16 protein-coding genes are annotated in these 21,431 nt (G+C 66.3%); 8 read left to right on the top strand and 8 right to left on the bottom strand.

All coding sequences use genetic code 11. The annotated features are described in order from the left end of the window. Positions 1 to 96: 96 nt before the first annotated feature. The gene (gene pilB / locus AC1DKR_RS15530; RefSeq protein ID WP_363731951.1) at positions 97 to 1,815 is read left to right on the top strand and encodes a type IV-A pilus assembly ATPase PilB; all 1,719 of its coding nucleotides are present in this window, start codon (positions 97 to 99) and stop codon (positions 1,813 to 1,815) included. Between the two features lie 196 nt (positions 1,816 to 2,011). Here the strand turns inward: pilB and AC1DKR_RS15525 are convergent, their stop codons facing one another. Both AC1DKR_RS15525 and AC1DKR_RS15520 read right to left on the bottom strand, forming a co-directional pair. Then, positions 2,012 to 3,385 (bottom strand): sigma-54-dependent transcriptional regulator, encoded by a 1,374-nt coding sequence (locus AC1DKR_RS15525; protein WP_478033497.1) that lies wholly within the window; start codon positions 3,383 to 3,385, stop codon positions 2,012 to 2,014. Positions 3,386 to 3,439: 54 nt separating this feature from the next. Further along, positions 3,440 to 5,053 carry a sensor histidine kinase gene (locus tag AC1DKR_RS15520; RefSeq protein WP_223496327.1) on the bottom strand — a complete coding sequence of 538 codons (1,614 nt, stop codon included), beginning with the start codon at positions 5,051 to 5,053 and terminating at the stop codon, positions 3,440 to 3,442. 377 nt (positions 5,054 to 5,430) lie between these two features. Here AC1DKR_RS15520 and sucC point away from each other — a divergent pair, with 377 nt between their 5' ends. The 3 genes from sucC (at position 5,431) to AC1DKR_RS15505 (ending at position 9,356) form a co-directional block, all read left to right on the top strand. Next, on the top strand, positions 5,431 to 6,600 hold the full coding sequence (gene sucC, locus AC1DKR_RS15515) for an ADP-forming succinate--CoA ligase subunit beta (protein ID WP_025874298.1): 1,170 nt from the start codon (positions 5,431 to 5,433) through the stop codon (positions 6,598 to 6,600). A gap of 21 nt (positions 6,601 to 6,621) precedes the next feature. Next, a complete protein-coding gene (gene sucD, locus AC1DKR_RS15510) occupies positions 6,622 to 7,497 on the top strand; it encodes a succinate--CoA ligase subunit alpha (RefSeq protein WP_017356169.1) in 876 nt (291 codons plus the stop codon). Positions 7,498 to 7,721: 224 nt separating this feature from the next. Further along, on the top strand, positions 7,722 to 9,356 hold the full coding sequence (locus AC1DKR_RS15505) for an NAD+ synthase (protein WP_363731955.1): 1,635 nt from the start codon (positions 7,722 to 7,724) through the stop codon (positions 9,354 to 9,356). Between the two features lie 110 nt (positions 9,357 to 9,466). Here the strand turns inward: AC1DKR_RS15505 and AC1DKR_RS15500 are convergent, their stop codons facing one another. Continuing rightward, positions 9,467 to 10,669, bottom strand: coding sequence for an alpha/beta hydrolase (locus tag AC1DKR_RS15500; protein ID WP_312785891.1), 1,203 nt, complete (start codon positions 10,667 to 10,669; stop codon positions 9,467 to 9,469). A 151-nt stretch (positions 10,670 to 10,820) separates the two neighbouring features. Continuing rightward, positions 10,821 to 11,705, bottom strand: a complete 885-nt coding sequence (locus tag AC1DKR_RS15495; protein WP_089236594.1) for an outer membrane protein assembly factor BamD — start codon at positions 11,703 to 11,705, stop codon at positions 10,821 to 10,823. 113 nt (positions 11,706 to 11,818) lie between these two features. Here AC1DKR_RS15495 and rluD point away from each other — a divergent pair, with 113 nt between their 5' ends. The 3 genes from rluD to AC1DKR_RS15480 are packed head-to-tail and all read left to right on the top strand — an operon-like array spanning position 11,819 to position 14,000. Next, positions 11,819 to 12,808: a 23S rRNA pseudouridine(1911/1915/1917) synthase RluD gene (gene rluD, locus AC1DKR_RS15490; protein WP_099820878.1), complete on the top strand. Its 990-nt coding sequence runs from the start codon at positions 11,819 to 11,821 to the stop codon at positions 12,806 to 12,808. After that, positions 12,808 to 13,575 (top strand): peptidoglycan editing factor PgeF, encoded by a 768-nt coding sequence (gene pgeF, locus AC1DKR_RS15485; protein WP_478033486.1) that lies wholly within the window; start codon positions 12,808 to 12,810, stop codon positions 13,573 to 13,575. Before rluD ends, pgeF begins: the two co-directional genes overlap by 1 nt. Beyond that, the gene (locus tag AC1DKR_RS15480; protein ID WP_478033484.1) at positions 13,575 to 14,000 is read left to right on the top strand and encodes a thiol-disulfide oxidoreductase DCC family protein; all 426 of its coding nucleotides are present in this window, start codon (positions 13,575 to 13,577) and stop codon (positions 13,998 to 14,000) included. Before pgeF ends, AC1DKR_RS15480 begins: the two co-directional genes overlap by 1 nt. A 127-nt stretch (positions 14,001 to 14,127) precedes the next feature. On the opposite strand, the gene otsA is transcribed toward AC1DKR_RS15480, so the two are convergent. The 4 genes from otsA to AC1DKR_RS15460 form a co-directional block, all read right to left on the bottom strand. Then, complete coding sequence (gene otsA / locus AC1DKR_RS15475) at positions 14,128 to 15,492, bottom strand: alpha,alpha-trehalose-phosphate synthase (UDP-forming) (protein ID WP_478033482.1); 1,365 nt, start codon at positions 15,490 to 15,492, stop codon at positions 14,128 to 14,130. Then, the gene (locus AC1DKR_RS15470; protein WP_478033479.1) at positions 15,489 to 17,270 is read right to left on the bottom strand and encodes a glycoside hydrolase family 15 protein; all 1,782 of its coding nucleotides are present in this window, start codon (positions 17,268 to 17,270) and stop codon (positions 15,489 to 15,491) included. The genes otsA and AC1DKR_RS15470 overlap by 4 nt, the downstream gene beginning before the upstream one ends. A gap of 38 nt (positions 17,271 to 17,308) precedes the next feature. Beyond that, positions 17,309 to 18,067, bottom strand: coding sequence for a trehalose-phosphatase (gene otsB, locus AC1DKR_RS15465; RefSeq protein ID WP_025874307.1), 759 nt, complete (start codon positions 18,065 to 18,067; stop codon positions 17,309 to 17,311). Between the two features lie 181 nt (positions 18,068 to 18,248). Then, a complete protein-coding gene (locus AC1DKR_RS15460; protein ID WP_478033474.1) occupies positions 18,249 to 20,681 on the bottom strand; it encodes a TonB-dependent receptor plug domain-containing protein in 2,433 nt (810 codons plus the stop codon). A 240-nt stretch (positions 20,682 to 20,921) separates the two neighbouring features. On the opposite strand from AC1DKR_RS15460, the gene AC1DKR_RS15455 reads away from it, so the two are divergent. Continuing rightward, positions 20,922 to 21,398, top strand: a complete 477-nt coding sequence (locus AC1DKR_RS15455; protein ID WP_478033472.1) for a DUF3574 domain-containing protein — start codon at positions 20,922 to 20,924, stop codon at positions 21,396 to 21,398. The last annotated feature ends 33 nt before the right edge of the window (positions 21,399 to 21,431 follow it).

Genomic DNA, 21,431 nt, shown 5'->3' with positions numbered 1-21,431 from the left:
CGAGGGAAGGGAGCCGGTTATCATGTCGGTAACGTATCCGTTGACATGGCTGTCAAAGGCGTTCCAGTCCCCTGAGCCAGCCCACTGAGGAACACCATGAATGCTCCTAACCTCGTCGGCATAACCGGCATCGCCCGTCGTCTCGTCCAGGACGGCGCGCTCGACGAAGGCGCTGCGCGCGACGCCATGGCCAAGGCCACCGCTGCCCGTCAGCCGCTGCCCACCTGGTTCGCGCAGAACAAGGTGGTCTCGCCGTCGCAGCTGGCCGCGGCCAATGCGGTCGAGTTCGGCATGCCGCTGTTCGACGTGTCGGTATTCGATGCCAGCCAGAACGCGATGAGCCTGGTCAGCGAGGAATTGCTGCGCAAGCACAACGTGCTGCCGCTGTTCAAGCGCGGCGGCAAGCTGTTCGTCGGCACCAGCAACCCCACCCATTCTCTGGACGAGATCAAGTTCCACACCAATCTGGTGGTTGAACCGATCCTGGTGGACGAGGACCAGATCCGCCGCACGCTGGAGCAGTGGCATGCCAGCCACGACACCATGGGCGATGCCTTGGGTGGCGACGACGAGGGCATGGCCAATCTCGATGTCGGTCTTGGTGACGATGAGGGTGGAGGCAACGATTCGGGCATCGATGCCAAAGGCGACGATACGCCGGTGGTGAAGTTCGTAAACAAGGTGCTGATCGATGCCATCCGCAAGGGGGCGTCGGACATTCATTTCGAGCCTTACGAAGACGACTACCGGGTGCGCCTGCGCATTGATGGCCTGCTGAAGCTGGTCGCGCGCGCGCCGGTCAAGCTCAGCCAGCGCATTGCCGCGCGCCTGAAGGTGATGTCGCAGCTGGACATTGCCGAAAAGCGCGTGCCGCAGGACGGGCGCATCAAGCTCAATCTTTCCAAGACCAAGCAGATCGATTTCCGCGTCAGCACGCTGCCCACCCTGTTCGGTGAGAAGGTGGTGCTGCGTATCCTCGATGGCAGCGCGGCCAAGCTGGGTATCGACAAGCTGGGTTACGAGCCAGAGCAGCAGAAGCTGTTCCTGGAAGCGATCCACAAGCCGTACGGCATGGTGCTGGTGACTGGCCCGACCGGTTCGGGCAAGACGGTGTCGCTGTATACCGCGCTGGGTATCCTCAACGATGAGACCCGCAATATTTCCACTGCCGAAGATCCGGTGGAAATCCGCCTGCCCGGCGTCAATCAGGTGCAGCAGAACAACAAGCGCGGCATGACCTTCGCAGTAGCGCTGCGTTCCTTCCTTCGTCAGGATCCGGACATCATCATGGTGGGCGAAATCCGCGACCTGGAGACGGCCGAGATCGCGATCAAGGCGGCCCAGACCGGTCACATGGTGCTGTCCACGCTGCATACCAATGATGCGCCGCAGACCATCGCGCGCCTGATGAACATGGGCATCGCGCCGTACAACATCACCAGTTCGGTGACGCTGGTGATCGCCCAGCGACTGGCACGCCGTTTGTGCGGCAACTGCAAGCGCCCGGCCAACCTGCCGGCGCATGCGCTGCTGGCCGAGGGTTTCACCCAGGCGCAGCTGGATGCGGGCATCGAGCTGTACGAGGCGGTGGGCTGCGATGAGTGCACCGAGGGGTACAAGGGCCGTACCGGTCTCTACCAGGTCATGCCGATGACAGATGAAATCGCAACCATCGTGTTGGCTGGCGGCAATGCGTTGCAGATTGCCGAGGCCGCGCAGGCGATCGGCGTGAACGACCTGCGGCAGTCGGCGTTGAAGAAGGCGGCTGCGGGTGTCACCAGCCTGGCCGAGATCAACCGCGTCACCAAGGATTGATGCAGTAGATCCACGCCATGCGTGGATGGCGCGGTGCATGAGGATGCCGGCCAGCGGCCGGCACTACCATTTCGATGCAGCACGCCCAGTAGATCCACGCCATGCGTGGATGGCAGTTTTCAGTAGATCCACGCCATGCGTGGATGCGCGGTGCATGAGGTTGCCGGCCAGCGGCCGGCACCACCACGGGGTAGCCTTATTCCATCCCCAGCTTCTTCAGCTTGTAGCGCAGCGCACGGAAGGTAATGCCCAGCTGCGCGGCAGTGCGGGTCTTGTTCCAGCGGTTTTCTTCCAGCGCGCGCTGGATGGCACTGCGCTCGAGCTGCTCGATATACGAGGGCAGGGCGGCACTGCCCGGATGCAGATCCACCACCGCTTCGGCGTGCGCAGCGCTGCCGGGTGAGCGAGGCGCATGCTGCGGCAGGCGCAGATCGTCGGCGCCGATACGGTCTTCCTCGGCCAGTGCCAGTGCGCGTTCGAGGATGTTCTCCAGCTCGCGCACGTTGCCCGGGAAACCGTACTGGGCCAATGCGTCCAGCGCCGAAGGCGCCAGCAGCGGGGTGGCGCGGCCATGGCTGCGGGCCAGTCGTGCCAGGATCGACGCGGCAAGCGCGGGCAGGTCCTGGCGGCGTTCGCGCAGCGGCGGCACGCGCAGTTCGATCACATTGATGCGGTAGTAGAGGTCGTGGCGGAAACGCCCGTCTTCGACCAGCTCGGCCAGATCCCTGTGGGTGGCCGAGAGGATGCGCACATCCACCGGTTCTTCGCTGGGGGCGCCAACCGCGCGCACCGATTTTTCCTGGATCGCACGCAGCAGCTTCACCTGCATCTGCAGCGGAAGCTCGGCCACTTCATCCAGGAACAGGGTGCCGCCGTGCGCGGTCTGGAACAGTCCCGGCTTGTCGGCATGGGCGCCGGTGAAGCTGCCCTTGCGGTGGCCGAAGAACTCGCTTTCCATCAATTCGGTGGGGATGGCGCCACAGTTGACCGGCACGAACGGCCCGGCGGCGCGTGCGCCCTGCGCGTGGATGGTGCGTGCGACCAGTTCCTTGCCCACCCCGGATTCGCCCAGGATGTAGACCGGCGCCTGGCTGCGCGCGACCTTGCTGATGGTGGCGCGCAGCACGTCCATGGCCGGCGATTCGCCAAGCAGGCGCGCGGCCTGTTCGGCAGCAGGCCCGGCAACGGGGCGTTCGCTGTTGTTGAGTTCCAGCGCATGCTTGACCAGGCCGCGCAGCACGGTGATGTCCACCGGCTTGCTGACGAAATCGAAGGCACCGGCTTTCAGTGCTTCCACGGCCAGGTCCATGCTGCCGAAGGCGGTGATCATCGCCACCGGCGTGCGCGGGTAGTGCTGGGCGATCTCGCTGACCAGTTCGATGCCGTTGCCGTCCGGCAGACGCATGTCGGTGATGCACAGGTCATAGGGATTGCTGGCCAGCAGTTCGCGGGCTTCGGCGAGGTTGGCGGCGGTGCTGATGCGCAGGCCCATGCGGCCGAGGGTCAACACCAGCAGTTCGCGGATATCGCGTTCATCGTCGACGACGAGGGCGCTGCGGGTTTCGTTCATGGGTGGGAAAGATAGCCGAGGGGGTGGGATGCGACAAATGTTTGACGGGCGGAATCAGTCCGGAAACAGCGTGTGCGGTCCAGGCAGAACCAGGCGGAAGCAGGAGCCGCCGGCGGGGACGGGGATGTAATCCAGTCGCGCCTGGTTGGCCCGGCACAGCTCACGGGCGATGTACAGCCCCAGCCCGGTGCCGTGCTCGGAGGTGGTGAAGAAGGGGCGGAACAGCTGAGCGGCGACGGTCTCCGGGATGCCGGGGCCACGGTCCATCACATCGATCACCGCACTGCGTTCGTGCTGGGCCACGCGCAGCCTTACGCGCGCGGGCTGCTCGCCGATGCGGCCGTACTTCAGTGCGTTGTGCACCAGCACGGTCAGCACCTGGTACAGATGGCGCGGGTCGACCTGGGCCGGCACTGATGTGTCGTTGATGATCGGTTCGATGCTGTCGGTTTCCAGCGTCTGGCCCTGCTTGTACTCCAGCACGAAGCGGCGCACGAAGGCGGCCAGATCCACGTTTTCCGGGTTGGCGCGTTCGCGCCGGGCCAGGCCCAGCACGCTTTCAACGATGCCGTTGGTGCGCTGGCACTGCTGGTGGATGATCTGCAGCAGGCGACGGTCGCTTTCGTTGAAGCCGGTACCTTCTTCCAGCAGCTGCACGGCATAGTTGATGGCCGCCAGCGGGTTGCGGATCTCGTGCGCGAGGCTGGCCGAGAAGCGCCCCATCGCCGACAGAGTGAGTGATTCGGCGCGGCGTGAGACCACGCTGGAGTCGTCCAGGAACACCAGCACCAGGTCGCTGCCGGCCAGGAGGCGGGCGAAGCGTGGCTGCACTTCCGGCTGGTCGGGGTTGAGCTGCAGCGGCATTTCATCCTGTGCCCAGCCGTTGCGCCAGCGTTGCAGGCGCCGCGCAAGTTCGGGGGCGACACTGGCCAGGTCGAGGCGGCCCGAATCACTGTTGCCATCGCGGTCGCCCAGCAGGATCGAGGCGGCTTCGTTGGCCAGGGTGATGCGGTTGTCGGCGTCCACCACCACCACGCCGGTGCGCATGCGGCGGATGATCAGTTCGTTGATCTGGAACAGGTTGGCCACTTCGTCGCCACGCTGATTGGCCAGCTGCTGGTTGCGTCGTGCACGGTTGCCGACCTGGTAGCTGATGAAGGCCAGCGCCAGGTAGCTGGTGGCGAACATCGCCAGTTCGGCCAGGGTGCGGGTGGGGTCGCCGCCTTCCAGCACCTTCCACAGGTATTCGGCAGCAGTGGCGACGCTGGCGGCCAGCGCCAGCAGCAGGCCCCAGCTGAGCGGCAGCAGGGTGGCGGCGGCGGCGATGTTGAACAGCAGCGACATCGAGATGCCGGCGCTGGCGCCGGGCAGGGCGTGCGCCAGCAGGCTGGCGGCGACGATATCCAGCAGAACGCCGCCGACCACGATCTGCCGCAGCCAGCGTTCGTTGCGGCCGATCACCAGCCACAACAGGGACAGCAGCAGATAGGCGGCGCCGACCGAATAGGCCAGGCGCGGGTGGTGGGCTTCGCCGACCATCGCCGACAACGGGCTGTACAGCAGGGCGGCGATGACCGAGGCGATCAGCACCCGGTACAGGGCGAAGAAATACAGCTCGCGCCGCGGTATCGATTCGATGCGGTCGATCAATGAAGCACTGGGTGACACGCCGGAACTCCCCTTCTGGCTGCCTGGAACTGGATCATGACGGCGGTGGGCCGAACCTGCCCGACGTCCCCCGATCGTCGGATCTGCTCGCTGCCCGGTTGCCGGCACCGTGGGCTCGAATTTACGGGACCAGTATAGGGGGCCTGTACCGGGCTGGGCTGCGCAATCGACCCGGCCCGGCCTTTGGGGGGCGAGCCGTGCCGTGCCGCAACTGCCTGAATGCCCGTGGAAATCTGGCCGGTTGCGGCCTTTTGTCCATACTTCTTTGCGCCCCGGCGCCGGCTCGGCCACAATAGTGGGCCCGCCGCGGTCCATGCCGGCGCCCCGCCGGGGCCCTGAGGAATTGCGTGCGGTCGTTCCTATTCCCACGGTGACGCATGAATTTCCACGAATACCAGTCAAAACAACTGCTTGCCGAGTACGGCATCCCGGTCCCGGCCGGCAAGGTCGCTGCGACCCCGGACGAAGCTGTTGCCGCTGCCAACTCCCTGGGCCAGGGCCCCTGGATGGTCAAGGCGCAGATCCACGCTGGCGGCCGCGGCAAGGCTGGCGGCGTCAAGTTCTGCAAGACCACCGACGACGTGAAGGCCGCTGCGGCCAAGATGCTCGGCACCAAGATGGCCACCTACCAGACCGCTGGCGTTGAACTGCCGGTCAACCTGGTGCTGGTGACCACCGCTGGCGAGATCGTCAAGGAACTGTACCTGTCGGTGCTGGTTGACCGTGGCACCAAGACCATCACCTACATCGCCTCTTCGGAAGGCGGCGTGGAGATCGAGCAGGTCGCCGCTGAAACCCCGGAGCTGATCCACTCGCTGAACGTCGACTTCGTCGAAGGCGTGCAGGGTTACCACGGCCGTGATTTCGGCTTCAAGCTGGGCCTGACCGCCAAGCAGGCCGGCCAGTTCGCCAACATCATGGTGAACCTGTACCGCCTGTTCAACGAAAAGGACCTGGCGCTGGTTGAAATCAACCCGCTGGCCATCCTGGACGACGGCAACCTGTACGCGCTGGACGGCAAGTTCGACAGCGACGACAACGCCGCGTTCCGCCAGAAGGCCCTGGTCGCCATGCGCGACAAGACCCAGGAAGATCCGACCGAAGTGATCGCTTCGGAGCTGGACATCAACTACGTCACCATGGACGGCAACATCGGTTGCATGGTCAACGGCGCAGGCCTGGCCATGGCCACCATGGACGTCATCAAGCTCAACGGCGGCGAGCCGGCGAACTTCCTGGACGTGGGCGGCGGTGCCAACAAGCAGCGCGTCATCGAAGCGTTCAAGCTGATCCTGTCCTCGGACAAGGTCGAAGGCATCTTCGTCAACATCTTCGGCGGCATCGTCCGCTGCGACATGATTGCCGAAGGCATCATCGCCGCCGTGAAGGAAGTGGGCGTCAAGGTTCCGGTCGTGGTGCGTCTGGAAGGCACCAACGTGGAAGAAGGCAAGCAGCTGCTGCGTGACAGCGGCATGGCCATCATCCCGGCCGACAACATCAACGACGGTGCCAAGAAGGTCGTCGAAGCTGTCAAGAACGCCGCCTGATCCGACACCGAAGGAAATCCAATGTCAGTTTTGATCAATAAGAACACCAAGGTGATCGTGCAGGGCTTCACCGGCCAGCAGGGCACCTTCCACGCCACTCAGATGATCGAGTACGGCACCCAGGTTGTTGGCGGCGTGACCCCGGGCAAGGGTGGCACCACCCATATCGACCTGCCGGTCTTCAACACCGTTGCCGACGCCGTGCAGAGCACCGGCGCCAACGCTTCGGTCATCTACGTGCCGCCGCCGTACGCGGCTGACGCGATCCTGGAAGCTGCTGCTGCCGGCATCAAGGTCATCGTCTGCATCACCGAAGGCATCCCGGTGCTGGACATGCTGCGCGTCAAGAACGTGCTGACCCGTTCGCATCCGGACACCGTGCTGATCGGGCCGAACTGCCCGGGCGTCATCACCCCGGGTGAGTGCAAGATCGGCATCATGCCGGGCCACATCCACAAGCCGGGCAAGATCGGCATCGTGTCGCGTTCGGGCACCCTGACCTATGAAGCGGTCAAGCAGACCACCGAAGTCGGCCTGGGCCAGTCCACCTGCATCGGCATCGGTGGTGACCCGATCAACGGCCTGAACTTCGTCGACTGCCTGAAGCTGTTCAACGAAGACCCGCAGACCGAAGGCATCATCATGGTCGGCGAAATCGGCGGCGACGCTGAAGAAGCCGGTGCCGAGTACATCAAGAACCACGTGAAGAAGCCGGTCGTCGGTTTCATCGCGGGTGCTTCGGCTCCGGCTGGCAAGCGCATGGGCCACGCCGGTGCGATCGCATCGGGCGGCAAGGGCACTGCCGAAGGCAAGTTTGCTGCCATGGAAGCTGCTGGCGTCGTCACCGTGCGTTCGCCGGGCGACCTGGGCGCTGCCATCGCCAAGCTGGTGAAATAAGACCGCAGCCGCGCAGCGGCTACGTGTTTGTAAAGCCGGCCGCTGGCCGGCTGTCTGAAACAGAAGGGCCGCCTCCGGGCGGCCTTTCTGCGTCCGGGTATCGGCGACCCGCTGAACCGCATCCACGCATGGCGTGGAACTACTGTGGCACACACCCAGGTGCGCTCCATCCACGCATGGCGTGGATCTACAATGTGCGTATTGCAACCACAGGCTGGACCCTCATGGCTTCGATCCGCATCGCGATGGCGCAGTTCGACTTCCCGGTTGGCGATGTCGCCGGCAACACCGAGCGCATCATCGAGATGATCGGCCAGGCGCGCGACGAGTACGGCGCCGGGCTGGTGATGTTCCCCGAACTGGCGGTCAGCGGCTATCCGCCGGAGGACCTGCTGCTGCGCCCGGGCTTCCTGTACGAGTGCGAGCAGGCGATGACCCGCATTGCAGCTGCGTGCCGTGGCATCACCGCCGTGGTCGGTTGGCCACAGGCGGCCGGCGCGGTGGTCTACAACGCGGCCAGCGTGCTGCGCGATGGCCTGGTGGAGCAGACCTATCGCAAGCGCGAGCTGCCCAATTACGCCGTGTTCGACGAGCGCCGCTACTTCGATGTCGACCCCGACGGTGGCAGCTGCGTGTTCGAGGTTGACGGTATTCCGGTTGGCCTGCTGATCTGCGAAGACCTGTGGTTCGCCGAGCCGCTGGCCGATACGGTGCGTGCTGGCGCGCAGCTGGTGGTGGTGCCGAACGCTTCACCCTACGAGCGCGGCAAGCATGCCCAGCGTGACGCCGTGCTGGCTGCACGTACCCGCGAAAGCGGTGCGGCCATCGCCTACCTCAATGTGGTGGGCGGCCAGGACGCGCTGGTGTTCGATGGTGCATCGGTGGTGGCCGATGGCGATGGCACGGTGCACCCGGCCGCGGCGGCCTTCGTCGACCAGTGGCTGGTGGTGGACTACGACGGCGCTACCCGTAGCTTCCTGCCGCAGGTATGGATGGACGATGGTGACGAGAGCATGGATGCGCTGGCCTGGCGCGCGGTCACCCGCGGCATCCAGGACTACTGCAGCAAGAACGGTTTCAAGAAGGTGTGGCTGGGTCTGTCCGGTGGCATCGACTCGGCGATCGTGCTGGCCATGGCGGTCGATGCGCTGGGCGCCGAGAACGTCACTGCGGTGCGCCTGCCGTCGCGCTATACCGCCGGCATGTCCAACGACTTGGCCGCCGAGCAGTGCGAGGCGCTGGGCGTTAAGCTGGAAGCCGTTTCCATCGAGCCGGCGTTCCAGGGCCTGATGCAGGCGCTGGCACCGATGTTCGAGGGCACCACGCCGGATGTGACCGAGGAGAACCTGCAGTCGCGCAGCCGTGGCGTGATCCTGATGGCGCTGGCCAACAAGTTCGGTGGCCTGTTGCTGACTACCGGCAACAAGAGCGAGTACGCGGTCGGTTACGCCACCATCTATGGCGACATGTGTGGCGGCTATGCGCCGCTGAAGGACCTGTACAAGACCGAGGTGTTCGGCCTGTCCAAGTGGCGCAACACCGTTGGCGGTGCGCCGGTGATCCCGCCGGCGGTGATCAGCCGCCCGCCTTCGGCCGAACTGCGCGAAAACCAGACCGACCAGGATTCGCTGCCGGCCTACGACGTGCTGGACGGCATCCTGTACCGCTACATCGACCAGGAGCAGTCGCGCACGGAGATCGTCGCCGCAGGCTATGACGCGGCGGTGGTGGATCGTGTGCTGCGGCTGGTGCGGATCAGCGAGTGGAAGCGCCACCAGGCCGCGCCGGGCCCGAAGGTCTCGCGCCGCGCGTTCGGGCGTGAGCGCCGCTATCCGATCAGCAACGGCTACAAGAGCTGAGGACCGGTCGCCGGGCATGGCCCGGCGCTACCAATGTTCGATGGATCCATCGGTAGTGCCGGCCGCTGGCCGGCAACCGGGTGTACCGCCCATCCACGCATGGCGTGGATCTACTGGGCTTCGTTGAGCAGTTGCTCCAGGCCGGCGGTTTCGGCGGCGTCGTCAAAATGGCTGTCCCCCAGCCGCGCGCGCACGAATGCCAGGGCATCGGCCGCTGCTGCGTCCAGGGTGCCGCGATGGTCGACCGGGTAGCGTCGGAAGGCCACCGGTTCGCCGCGCACGGCCAAGCCGGCGGCATACAGCAGGGTGGTCAGATAGGGCACGTCGCGGTCCTGGCTGCCGTGGCCCAGCATCAGCGGCTGGCTGAAGCCCCGGCGTGGCACGCCCAGATAGTCATGCAGCAATGTCCAGATGCCCGGTACCGAGCTCAACGGCGCGTTGAACATCTCTCCTGTGTTGGCGCCCTCCAGGGTGACAGCCAGCGGGCCCAGGCACTGCTGGCGCGCCAATGCGACGCGTGCGTGGCCCTCAGCGCTGAGCACCTGCGCGATGCGTGGCTCCACCTGCAGCAGGCCATCGAGCAGGTAGGCATGGTAGGCATTGAGCGCGCCCGGATTCGGCGTACGGTTGTCCGGCTTCATCACCAGGCCGGTCACCTCCACGGCGGTGGGCGTGCCGGTGGTGAAGCTGCCCTGGTACTGCAGCGACGTCCCACCATAGGATGGCGCCAGATGACCAGCAGTGAGCGCGGCGGCGCCACCCTGCGAGTGGCCCACCGATACCCAGCGCGGCGACAGCGTGGCGCTGCCCAGGAACCGGTGGCCCGCCTTCACCAGATCGATGGCGTTGCGCGCGGCGGTGCGCACGTGCAGGTAGGCGTGGTCGCCCGGGCTGCCCAGCCCCTGGTAATCGGCGGCGAACACTGCATAGCCCTGATCCAGGAACTGGTCGAGAAAGCGGCCATCGCGCTCGGGCTGGTAGGGGCCGGACACCGAAGGGGCGCAGTGATCGGCGATGCCCTGGGTGCCGTGTGCCCAGGACACCACTGGCCAGCCACCTGCCGGCGCAGGCCCGGCGGGCAGGTAGACCAGCCCGGTCGCCTCGGCCAGGCGTCCGTGATGATCGGGGGTGCGGTAGGCCAGCTTGTAGGCCTGGGCGGCCTTGGAGGGCACCCAGCTGGCGCGGTAGGGCGCGGCCGAGAGCAGGTCACCCGGCTCCGCCGCCATCGCGACAAGGGGACTGGCGGCCAGCGCGAGCAGGGCAGTGACCAGCAGGGTCGGGCGGGGTCGGAACCGCTGGGACGATGAGGACATGTGGCGCTCCATGCAGGCCGGGATGGCCTTTGCGCCGCAGTCTGGAAGCTGTCCCTTCGCGCTGACTGGGACGGACGTCGCAGCGATCGCGGATTCGGAGAATTCCTAGCGATGACGCCACGAAAAAAAGGCCCCTTGCGGGGCCTCTTTCTTACTTCTTTTCCAGTCGCGCGTTGCGCTGGCCGGTGGCGGCGGACTTCTCGCCGGCAAACGGGTTCAGCTTGCGGATCATCCACGGATACTTCGGCCACTTGCCTTCCAGCCACGGGTGGTCCGGCTGGTTCAGCTGCAGGACGCGGCGGGCGTCGTCGGCCAGGGTCTTGTTGCCCAGGTGGGTGTAGGAGTCGGCCAGAACCGCAACAGCGTCGTTCTGGAACGCGCTCTGCGGATAGGTTTCCAGCAGGTAGTTGGCGCGGCCGGCGGCCGAGACCCAGGCGCCACGGCGCATGTAGTAGAGCGCGTTGTCGAGCTCGTGCTGGGCGAATACGTCACGCAGTACCAGCATCCGCTGACGCGCATCGGCGGCATAGCGGCTGTTGGGGTAGCGGTCGACCACGATGTTGAAGTCTGAATACGCCTGGTGCGGCGTGGACAGATCGCGGCGGCTTGCGTCCAGGGACCATACGCGACGCAGGAATACCGTATTGCGATTGGAATTGGCCAGGCCGCGCAGGTAGTACAGGTACGCGATGTTGCGGTGGGTCGGGTAGGTACGGATGAAGCGGTCGATGCTGGACACCGCGTCATCGTGCTTGCCGGCCTTGTACTGGGCGTAGGCCGATTCGATCATCGCCTGCTCGGTGTACGGGCCGTAGGGATACTGTGCCACCAGGCGACGGAAGCTGGCTTCGGCGCCGCTCCAGTTGCCGCCTTGCATCAGCTTGTGGCTCTTTTCGTAGAGCTGTTCGACCGGGGTGCCTTCATCAGGGCGATCGCCCTTGGTGCCGCGGTTGCAGCCAGTGGCGACGATGACCAGCACCAGCAGGAGGGCGGTCAGGCGGACGGGCGCGGAGAGCAGGACGGAGCGTCGGATCATGGGGTCAATGCGGGACGCGGCTGGAATACGAAGGGTCGATGATAGCCTAGTGTCCTGTCCAGCGACTGAAACCGGCTCGCCGGGACCCCAAAATTTCAAAGATGCCCCCTGCCATGTCTGAACAACCCTCCGAATCGGCCCGCCAGGCCATTGTCCCCGACACCTCCGCCGGCCGTCGTTTCGACGCGGTCGTGGCCGAGCTGTTCCCCGAATACTCCCGCTCCCGCCTGACCGAGTGGATCAAGGCTGGCGACGTCCTGCTGGACGGCGCGCAGGCACGCCCGCGCGACGCGCTGCGCGGCGGCGAGGTGGTCACCCTGCAGGTGGTGCTGGAAACCCAGACCACCGCCGAGCCGGAAGACATCCCGCTGGATGTGCTGTTCGAGGACGAGCACCTGCTGGTGATCAACAAGCCGGTCGGCCTGGTCGTGCACCCCGGTGCCGGCAACCACAGCGGTACTCTGGTCAATGCGCTGCTGTACCGCGATCCGTCGGTGGCGGTGTTGCCGCGCGCGGGCATCGTGCATCGCCTGGACAAGGACACCAGCGGCGTGATGGTCGTGGCCCGCACGCTGGAAGCGCAGACCGCGCTGGTCGAGCAGCTGGCTGCCCGTGACGTGCACCGCCAGTACCTGGCCGTGGTGATGGGGGCGCTGGTGGCCGGTGGTACCGCAGATGCGCCGATCGACCGCCACCCGCGCGACCGCCTGAAGATGGGCGTGCGCGAGGATGGCAAGGAAGCGGTGACCCATTACCGCCTGCGCGAGCGCTTCCGCGCGCATACCGCGCTGGAATGCCGTCTGGAAACCGGGCGTACCCACCAGATCCGCGTGCACATGGCGCACCTGCGCCATCCGATCGTGGGCGATCAGCTGTACGGCGGTGCGCTGAAGCTGCCCAAGGGCGCCAGCGACGAGCTGGTGGCCGCGCTGCGCGGCTTCAAGCGCCAGGCCCTGCATGCAGAGACCCTGGAGTTCGTGCATCCGATCAGTGGTGAGCCGGTGCGCAACACGGCGCCGGCGCCGGCCGACATGCTGCACCTGATGAAGGTGCTGCGCGAAGACAGCGCTGCCTTCGCCGAGCGCGAGCGGAACCGCTGGTAATGACTACCGCGCTGCCGCTGCTGCAGGCCGATTGGCCGGCGCCCCCGGGCGTGCATGCACTGACCACGCGCCGGCACGGCGCGGGGGTCTCGCCGGAGCCGTTCGCCCAGTTCAACCTGGGCAACCGGCACGCGGCCGACGGTGACACCCCGGCCAACGTCGAGCACAACCGGCAGCTGCTGCAGCAGGGCCTGGCGTTGCCGTCGGCGCCGCATTGGCTGCGCCAGGTGCACAGCAGCACCGTGCTGCGTTTCGCCGCGCCGCCGGTGGAGGGCGCCAGCGAACCGGTGGCCGATGCCGCGCTGACGTCGGTACCCGGCGTGGTGCTGGCGATCCTCACCGCGGACTGCCTGCCGGTGGTGTTCGCCGCCGTCGATGGCAGCGAGGTAGGCGCCGCCCATGCCGGTTGGCGTGGCCTGGCCGACGGCATGCTGGAGGCCACCGTGGCCGCCATGCAGACGCCGCCGGCACAGCTGCGCGCGTGGCTGGGCCCGGCAGCGGGACCAGCCGACTACGAGATCGGCGAAGAGGTGTACCACGCCTTCGTCGGCCACGACGCGGCCGCTGCGGCGGCCTTCGTGGCAACCCGGCCCGGTCACTGGAAGGTGGATCTATTCGCGCTGGCGCGACAGCGCCTGCAGGCGGCGGGCATGGAGTTGGGCAACATCCACGGCGGCACGGTCTCGACCATGGCCGATGCGGATCTGTACTCGCACCGTCGCGACCGCCGTACCGGCCGGATGGCGACGCTGGTGTGGATGGACTGATGCGCGAGGATCGCGCTGCGGGTGGAGAGCCTGGCGGCGTGATCGTCTTCGATGGCGTCTGCGCCTTGTGCAGCCGCTGGGTGCGTTTCCTGCTGCGGTTCGACCGGCAGGAGCGCTTTCGCTTCGCGGCAATGCAGGGCGCGCAGGGCAGCGCGCTGTTGCGGGCGCACGGCCTGGACGCGCACGACCCGACGTCGTTCCTGCTGCTGGACGGGCAGGGCGCGTGGACCGATACCGATGCGATCCTGCGCGTTCTGGACGCACTGGGCGGTGCTTGGCGCCTGGCGGCCGTGCTGCGCGTGCTGCCACGGCGCTGGCGCGATGGTGCGTACCGTGTGCTGGCACGCAACCGCTATCGCTGGTTCGGGCGGCATGACGCCTGCTTCCTGCCGACGCCGTCACAGGCCGCGCGCTTCCTCGATTGATCGCCTGTTGTTGTAGAGCCGAGCCATGCTCGGCCGGCTTTTCCGCAGAGTTGAGCGGAGCAATCGAGCATGGCTTGACTCTACAAAAGCCAGCCGAGCATGGCTCGGCTCTACAGGAGCTCTTGCCTCAGCCTTCCAGCGCCTCGAGGTAGCTGCGGCGCCAGTGGTTGATGTCGTAGGTGCGCAGATGTTCCATCATCGCGTGCCAGCGTTCCTGGCGCTTGCGCAGTGACATCGTCGCGGCGGTGGCGATGGCATCGGCCACGCCGTCCAGGTCGTGCGGGTTGACCAGCAGCGCCTGCTTCAGTTCATCGGCGGCGCCGGCCAGCAGGGACAGCACCAGCACACCGGGATCTTCCGGGTCCTGCGAGGCCACGTATTCCTTGGCGACCAGGTTCATGCCATCGCGCAGCGGGGTGACCAGGCCGACAGCGGCGGCGCGGTAGAAACCGGTCAGGGTGGCGTGGGTGAAGTTCTGGTTGACGTAGCGCAGCGGGGTCCAGTCGGGTTCGGCGTGGCCACCATTGATGTGGCCGGCGATCTGCTCCAGCTGGCTGCGCAGTTGCCGGTACTCGGTGACATCGCCGCGCGAGACCGGCGCGATCTGCAGGTAGGTGAGCGATCCACGCTGGTCGGGATGGCGCTGCAGGTAGCGTTCGAAGCCGAGGAACCGTTCGGGCAGGCCCTTGGAATAGTCCAGGCGATCCACGCCGATGGCGAGCTGGCGGTCGCGCAGGCTGCTGCGCAGGTTCTTCACTGCCGCCTTGCTGGCGGCGGTGCTGGCCTGGCGCGCGATCAGCTCGGTGTCGATGCCGATCGGGAACGCCGCGGCACGGAAGTGGCGTCCACCGGGCGCTTCGAGGTTGCCGTTGTCGAGCACACGACCGCCGCCGAACAGGCGCAGGTAGGTCTGGAAGCGATCCGCATCGCGCTGGGTCTGGAAGCCGACCAGGTCGTAGGCATACAGCGCCGAGAACAATCGCAGATGGTCGGGCATGGCCTGCAGCAGGTCGGCCGAGGGCATCGGAATGTGCAGGAAAAAACCGATGCGGCAGCCGATGCCGCGCTCACGCAGCATCGCGCCGAGCGGAATCAGGTGGTAATCGTGGATCCAGACGATGTCGTCTTCGCGCAGCAACGGCGCCAGCTTGTCGGCGAACAGCGCGTTGACACGGTGATAGGTCTCGCGGGTGCCGCGGTCGTAGTCGACCAGGTCCAGGCGGAAGTGCAGCAGGGGCCACAGCGTGCGATTGGCGAAGCCGTTGTAGTAGCCATCCACATCGCGCTTGGCCAGGTCCATGGTGACGTACTCGATGTCACCATCGCGCTGTTCGTGCAGCGTGCCACTGGCCTCGCGCACGCTCTTGCCACTCCAGCCGAACCACAGCCCGCCGCGCTCCTTCAGTGCCGCCAGCAGGCCCACGGCGAGGCCGCCGGCGCGGCTCTCGCCGGGGACGGCCACGCGGTTGGAAACAATGACAAGACGGCTCATGAGGCCTCCTGCCAGGAACGCGACAGGCGCATCGCCGCGGTGATCAGGCCGACATGCGAGTAGGTCTGCGGGAAGTTGCCCCAGGCTTCACCACCGTCGAAGGCAAGGTCCTCCGACAGCAGGCCCAGATGATTGCGTTGCTGCAGCAGCGCTTCGAACATCTCACGGGCTTCATCCATGCGGCCGATGGCGGCGAGCGCATCGATGTACCAGAACGTGCAGATGGTGAAGCTGGTTTCCGGTTCGCCGAAATCATCCGGCGCGATATAGCGATACAGCGCGTTGCCATGCTTGAGGTCACGGCCGATGGCCTCGACGGTGGCGACGAAGCGTGCGTCGTTGGCGTCGATGAAGCCGATGTCGGCCAGCAGCAGCAACGAGGCATCCAGGCGATGGCCATCGAAGGTATCGGTGAAGTGGCCGAGCTCTTCGCTCCAGGCTTTTTCCATGATGCGTGCGTGGATGGTGTCGGCACGCTCGCGCCAGTACTGCGCGCGATCATCACGCTTCAGGCGCACGGCGATCTTGCACAGGCGATCGCACGCCGCCCAGCACATCGCGCTGGTGTAGGTATGCACTTCGGTGCGGCCGCGGAATTCCCACAGGCCCGCGTCGGGCACGTCGTGCAGTGCGAAAGCCTGTTCACCCAGCGGTTCCAGCCGAGCGAAGGTGTGGCTGTCACCCGGATCCTGCAGGCGACGGTCGAAGAACAGCTGGGTGGAGGCCAGCACCACGCTGCCGTACACATCGTGCTGGCGCTGTACCCAGGCCAGGTTGCCGCGCCGCACCGGCCCCATGCCACGGTAGCCGGACAGGCTGGGTACTTCGTCCTCGTCCAGCTTGGCTTCGAAGCCGATGCCGTACAGCGGCTGCAGCGTGCCGTCGGTGGTGGCCAGGTTGAAGATGTAGCCCAGGAATTGCTCCATCGTGCGGGTGGCGCCCAGACGGTTCAGCGCGCGCACCACGAAGGCGGCATCGCGCAGCCAGCAGTAGCGGTAGTCCCAGTTGCGGACGCTGCCGGGCGCTTCCGGAATCGAGGTGGTCATTGCCGCGATGATCGCGCCGCTGTCCTCGTACTGGCAGAGTTTGAGGGTGATCGCACTGCGGATCACCGCGTCCTGCCATTCCAGCGGGATGGACAGGTAGCGCACCCATTCGCGCCAGTAGTCGCGGGTGCGCTGGAAGGCTTCCTGCACGTAGCCGCTGATGGAGCGGTTGAGCGATTCATCCACGCCCAGGATCAGGTGGATGGGATGGTTGAGCACGAACGGCAGGCCATCACGCACGAAGCGCACAGGAACGTCGGTGGTCAGGCGCAGCACATGCTCGGGCAGGATCCAGCGCACGTGGTTGCTGCCCCAGGTGGACTCGGGCACGCGCGCGCCCCAGTCGACCAGTGGTCGTGCGCGGATCACGATGCGCGGGCTGCCTGACAACGGGCGCACCTGGCGGATGAGGCTGACCGGCCGGTAAAAACGGTCGTTCTGGCGCCAGCGCGGGGCGAAATCGAGGATTTCCAGCGCGCCGCCATGCGCATCGCGCAGCACGGTGCGCAGGATCGCGGTATTGGTGAGGTATTCCTGTTCGCTGCCGGCGAAGTCCTCCAGCTCGATGGCGAAGTCGCCGCCGGTCTGCTGGTTGGGGCTGAGCAGGGCACAGAAGGTCGGGTCGCCGTCGAAGGTCGGCAGGCAACTCCAGACAACACGGGCGTGCTTGTCGATAAGGGCGCCGAAGCTGCCGTTGCCGACCACGCCCAGATCAAGATCGGGTTGGGTCATCACGCGGTACATCTCGGTTGCGGCCGTGGGGGCCGGGGTCAATACGCATTCTCACGCAGCCAGGCGTGCACGCTGCGTATGTCGGGCAGCGCGAACACCGCTGCACTGGGTTCACGTTCGCCGATCAACACGCTCCAGCCATGCAGGCCATTGGCCGCATCGAAGCCGAATTCATCGGTCAGGTCATCGCCGAGGAACACCGGCAGACGACCACGGAACGGCAGGTACTGCATCAGCCGACGTACGGCTCTGCCTTTGTTGGTAGCCACCGGGACGAATTCGACGACATGGTCGCCCGGCTGCAGGCGATAGCTGGCACGGCCGCGAACGTGGCGGTCGGCGAAGGCGCGCACATCGTTGGCTGCATGCGGTGCGCCACGCCAGTGCAGGGCCAGGCCTACGCCCTTGTTCTCGACCAGTACGCCGGGGTGACCATGGGCGAAACGCATGGCTTGTTGATGAAGCGCATGCAACCAGTCGGCGGTGTCGTCAGCATGCTCATCGCGTATCACGTGCCCGTCCTGCGCACGCAGTTCGTGGCCATGCAGGCCCGCAGCGGGAAGCTTGAGCGGCGCGAACAACTGGTCCAGCTGTTCAAGCGGGCGACCACTGACCAGTGCCACGGCACCTTCCAGGCGATCGCTGATGCGGCCGATGGCTTCACGCACATCGGGGAGAAGCTGCACGGCGTCGGGACGTGCAGCGAATTCGATCAGGGTGCCATCCACATCGAGGAACAACGCGCACGCGTCGTCCAGCAATGGAGGTGGCGGACGCAGGGGGAGCGGTTCAGCCATGGCGACCACCATGCCAGCGGCGACGTGTACGCGGGGTCGAGGTCAGGCTACGGCTGGTGCGGACCAACGGTCCGCACCCACCCGCAGCGATCCATCGCGTCCCGGTGGGTGCCGACCGTTGGTCGGCATGCTGTGCGGACCAACGGTCCGCACCCACCCAAGGCAATCACACCCAGAGCAATCAGAACGTGTAGCGCACGCGACCGTAGTAGTAGGCACCGTTGCTGCCGATCGGCGACAGCACGTCGTAGGGCAGGTTGCCGAAGTAGTGGATGTCCTCGTTGGAGCGATCCGGGTAGTTGTCGGTCAGGTTCTGCCCACCGATGGCCACGCTCCACTGCGGGGTGATGCGGTATTCCACTTCCGCATCCAGCTGCCACTCGGCCTGGTAGGTCTGGCGGGGAATGTAGCCATCACCGAAGTTGAATACGCGGGTCGCGCTGCCGTAGCGGTTCACCCGGCTGCTCAGCGACCAGTGGTCGTTGCTCCAAGCGGCTGAGAAACTGCCACGGGTGCGCGGGGTGGCGTCGGTCAGCGTATTGGTCTCTTCGATGCCGAACAGCACGTAGTCCGGGTCCAGCGCCTGCAGCTGCGCCGGTGTGGCCAGCACGTTCTTCAGCGTGGTCTTGGTGTAGGCGTAGGTGCCGGTCAACAGCAGCTGGCCATCGCCCAGCGACTGCCGCCAGTTGCTCACCAGCTCGGCGCCGCGGGTGCGCGTGTCGGCGGCGTTGACGAAGAAGCTGGCGCTCTGCAGGCCGCCAACACCGTAGTTGGTGGCCACGTAATCGGTCAGCGCATCGCCGGTGATGCTCTCGGACAGTGCGATGCGGTCGTCGATGTCGATCTGGAAGAAGTCCAGCGACAGGTCGAAGTGCTCGCCGATGCGGCTGGTGAAGCCGAGCGAGGTGTTCAGCGACTTCTCCGGCTTCAGGTCCTGCGCACCCAGGCCACGGGCGATGGGGTTGTTGACCGAGAGCAGGCGGCCCTGCACCAGCTGGCCGCCGGCGTTGTAACCGGTGGAGGTGGATTCGTAGCCGATCTGCGCCAGCGACGGTGCGCGGAAATTGTTGGAGATCGCGCCGCGCAGGGCGAATGCCGGGGTGAACTCGTAGCGCAGTCCGAGCTTGCCGGTCAGTTCGCCGCCGAAGTCATCGCTGTGCTCGTAGCGCGCGGCCAGGTCGGTGGAGAATTTTTCGCCGAACTGGCTGGACAGGCTGGCGTAGGCGCTGGCCACATCGCGTGACAGGGTCGCCGCGTCCTGCGGAGTCAGGCCACCGCCTGCCTGCGAGCCGGTCGGACGATCGGTGTGCGGGCCGGCGGCGTAGCTGGCCGGGTCGCCTGGACGGGTCTGGTAGCGCTCGTGGCGGGCTTCGGCGCCCAGGCCCAGGGTGTGGCTGATGCTGTCGCTCTGCGAGAACACGCGGCTCAGGTCGACGTTGCCCACGGTCTGCGCGTACTCGTAGTCCGCGGTCTTGAAGCGGGTCGGGCTGGTCGGGCCCAGCGAGGCATTCAGCGAATCGCGCAGACGATAGGTGAAGTCGTTCTGGCCGTAATCCAGGCTGCCGTCATAGCTCCATTCACCCCACTGCCCACGGATACCGGCCACCGCTTGCACGTCGCGGTTCTCGCCTTCGGAGATCGGCCGGTAGCCATTGGGGTAGACCTCCTTCCAGTTGGCATCGCCATCGGGGTAGCGGAAGTAGTTCGCGCCTTCGGTATCACGCTGGTTGAAGGTACCGAACGCATAGAACGTCGCGGTCTTGCCCACCGGAGTCTCGGTGTTCAGCCACAGATTGATGTCCTTGCTGGCGCCATCGCCGAGCACGTAGTTGCGCTTGCCCTGCAGGGCAAGATTGGCCTCGGTCTGGTCCCACGGCGGAATCTGGTCGAAGCCGGCGCGGTTGGTGCCGTTGCGCTTCTTGTATTCCAGGCCGACGCGCAGGAAGCCGCCGTCTTCGCCCAGCGAGGTGCCGACCTTGGCACTGAGGTTGCCCGTCTGGCCGTCGGTGAGGGTGCGGCCGATCGGCTTGAGGTCGGTGTGGTTGGCGCCGTAGCTGGCTTCGATCTCGCCGCCGTCGCCGCCGTTGTCGAGGATCACGTTGATCACGCCGGCCACGGCGTCAGAGCCGTACAGCGCACCGGCGCCATCGCGCAGTACTTCGATGCGCTTGATGGCGCTGACCGGGATTGCGTTGAAGTCGACCGGCGTGGTGCCCTTGCCGATCTTGCTGTCGGTGTTGACCAGCGCGGTGTGGTGGCGGCGCTTGCCGTTGACCAGCACCAGCACCTGGTCCGGCGACAGCCCGCGCAGCTGCGCGGCGCGCACGTGGTCGGCGCCGCCGGAGTTGGACTGGCGCGGGAAGTTGAACGAGGGCAGCAGGGCCTGCAGGGCGCTGCCCAGCTCGCCATTGACCACGCCGGCCTTGCGGATGTCCTCGGCGGTCAGCACGTCCACCGGCGACGTGGATTCAAGCACGGTGCGGTCGGCGGCGCGGGTGCCGGTGACGATCACCGTGTCCAGGTTGGTGGCGGCGTCCTGGGCCGAAGCCAGGGCGGGGGACAGGGCGAGCGCGATGGCGAGGCCGAGCGGCGACGCGGACAGGCGGGGGGACATGCGGACTCCAGCAGCAACGACGTGGGGAAGGGGGAGGTAGATAGTTTCACTTACATCCATCCGGATGAAGCGATATATTATCTTGGCGTGAGGAGGCGGTGCGATGCAAGTCCCGGCTCCCATTGCATCACTTCATGCCCTGCCGGCATGAGGGAATTGGTTGCAGCCGCAACCGAGGCGCAGGTGTACCCTCCGTGCCCCTTCGTCGTGCTTTTTCCCCTTCCCGGAGTGCTGTTCCCGATGAAACACCTTGGCCTTGTCTTCGCCGTGCTGCTGGCCACCAGTGGCTGCGCCAGCCTGTCCTCCAAGGCGCCCAGCGCCTATGCCACCACCGCCGACCTGCAGGGCGACGCCGCGCGTCCGTCCAGCGGCCACGGCTGGGTGCGCAGCGAGCTTTATTTCGGCGTGGGCGAAGAGCAGGGCGCCGGTGACCGCCCGCAGGCCGGCACCATCAGCGATGCGCAGTGGCGCGCGTTCCTGGACAAGGAAGTGACGCCGCGCTTCCCGGACGGCCTGACCGTGTTCGATGCCTACGGCCAGTGGCTGTTCCGTGGCGATGCTGCCCCGAACCGCCTGCGCACCAAGGTGCTGGTAGTGCTGCACGAGGACAGCCCGCAGCGCCGCGCCGACATCGAAGCGATCCGTCTGGCGTGGAAGCAGCAGTCCAGGCATCAGTCGGTACTGTGGTCGCGGCAGGCAGTTGACGTATCGTTCTGACCTCGACGCGCCACTGTGGCGCTGCAGGGAATG

The sequence above is a fragment of the Stenotrophomonas sp. 01N47 genome, assembly GCF_056399165.1.
This window is presented reverse-complemented; position numbering and strand designations above follow the sequence as displayed.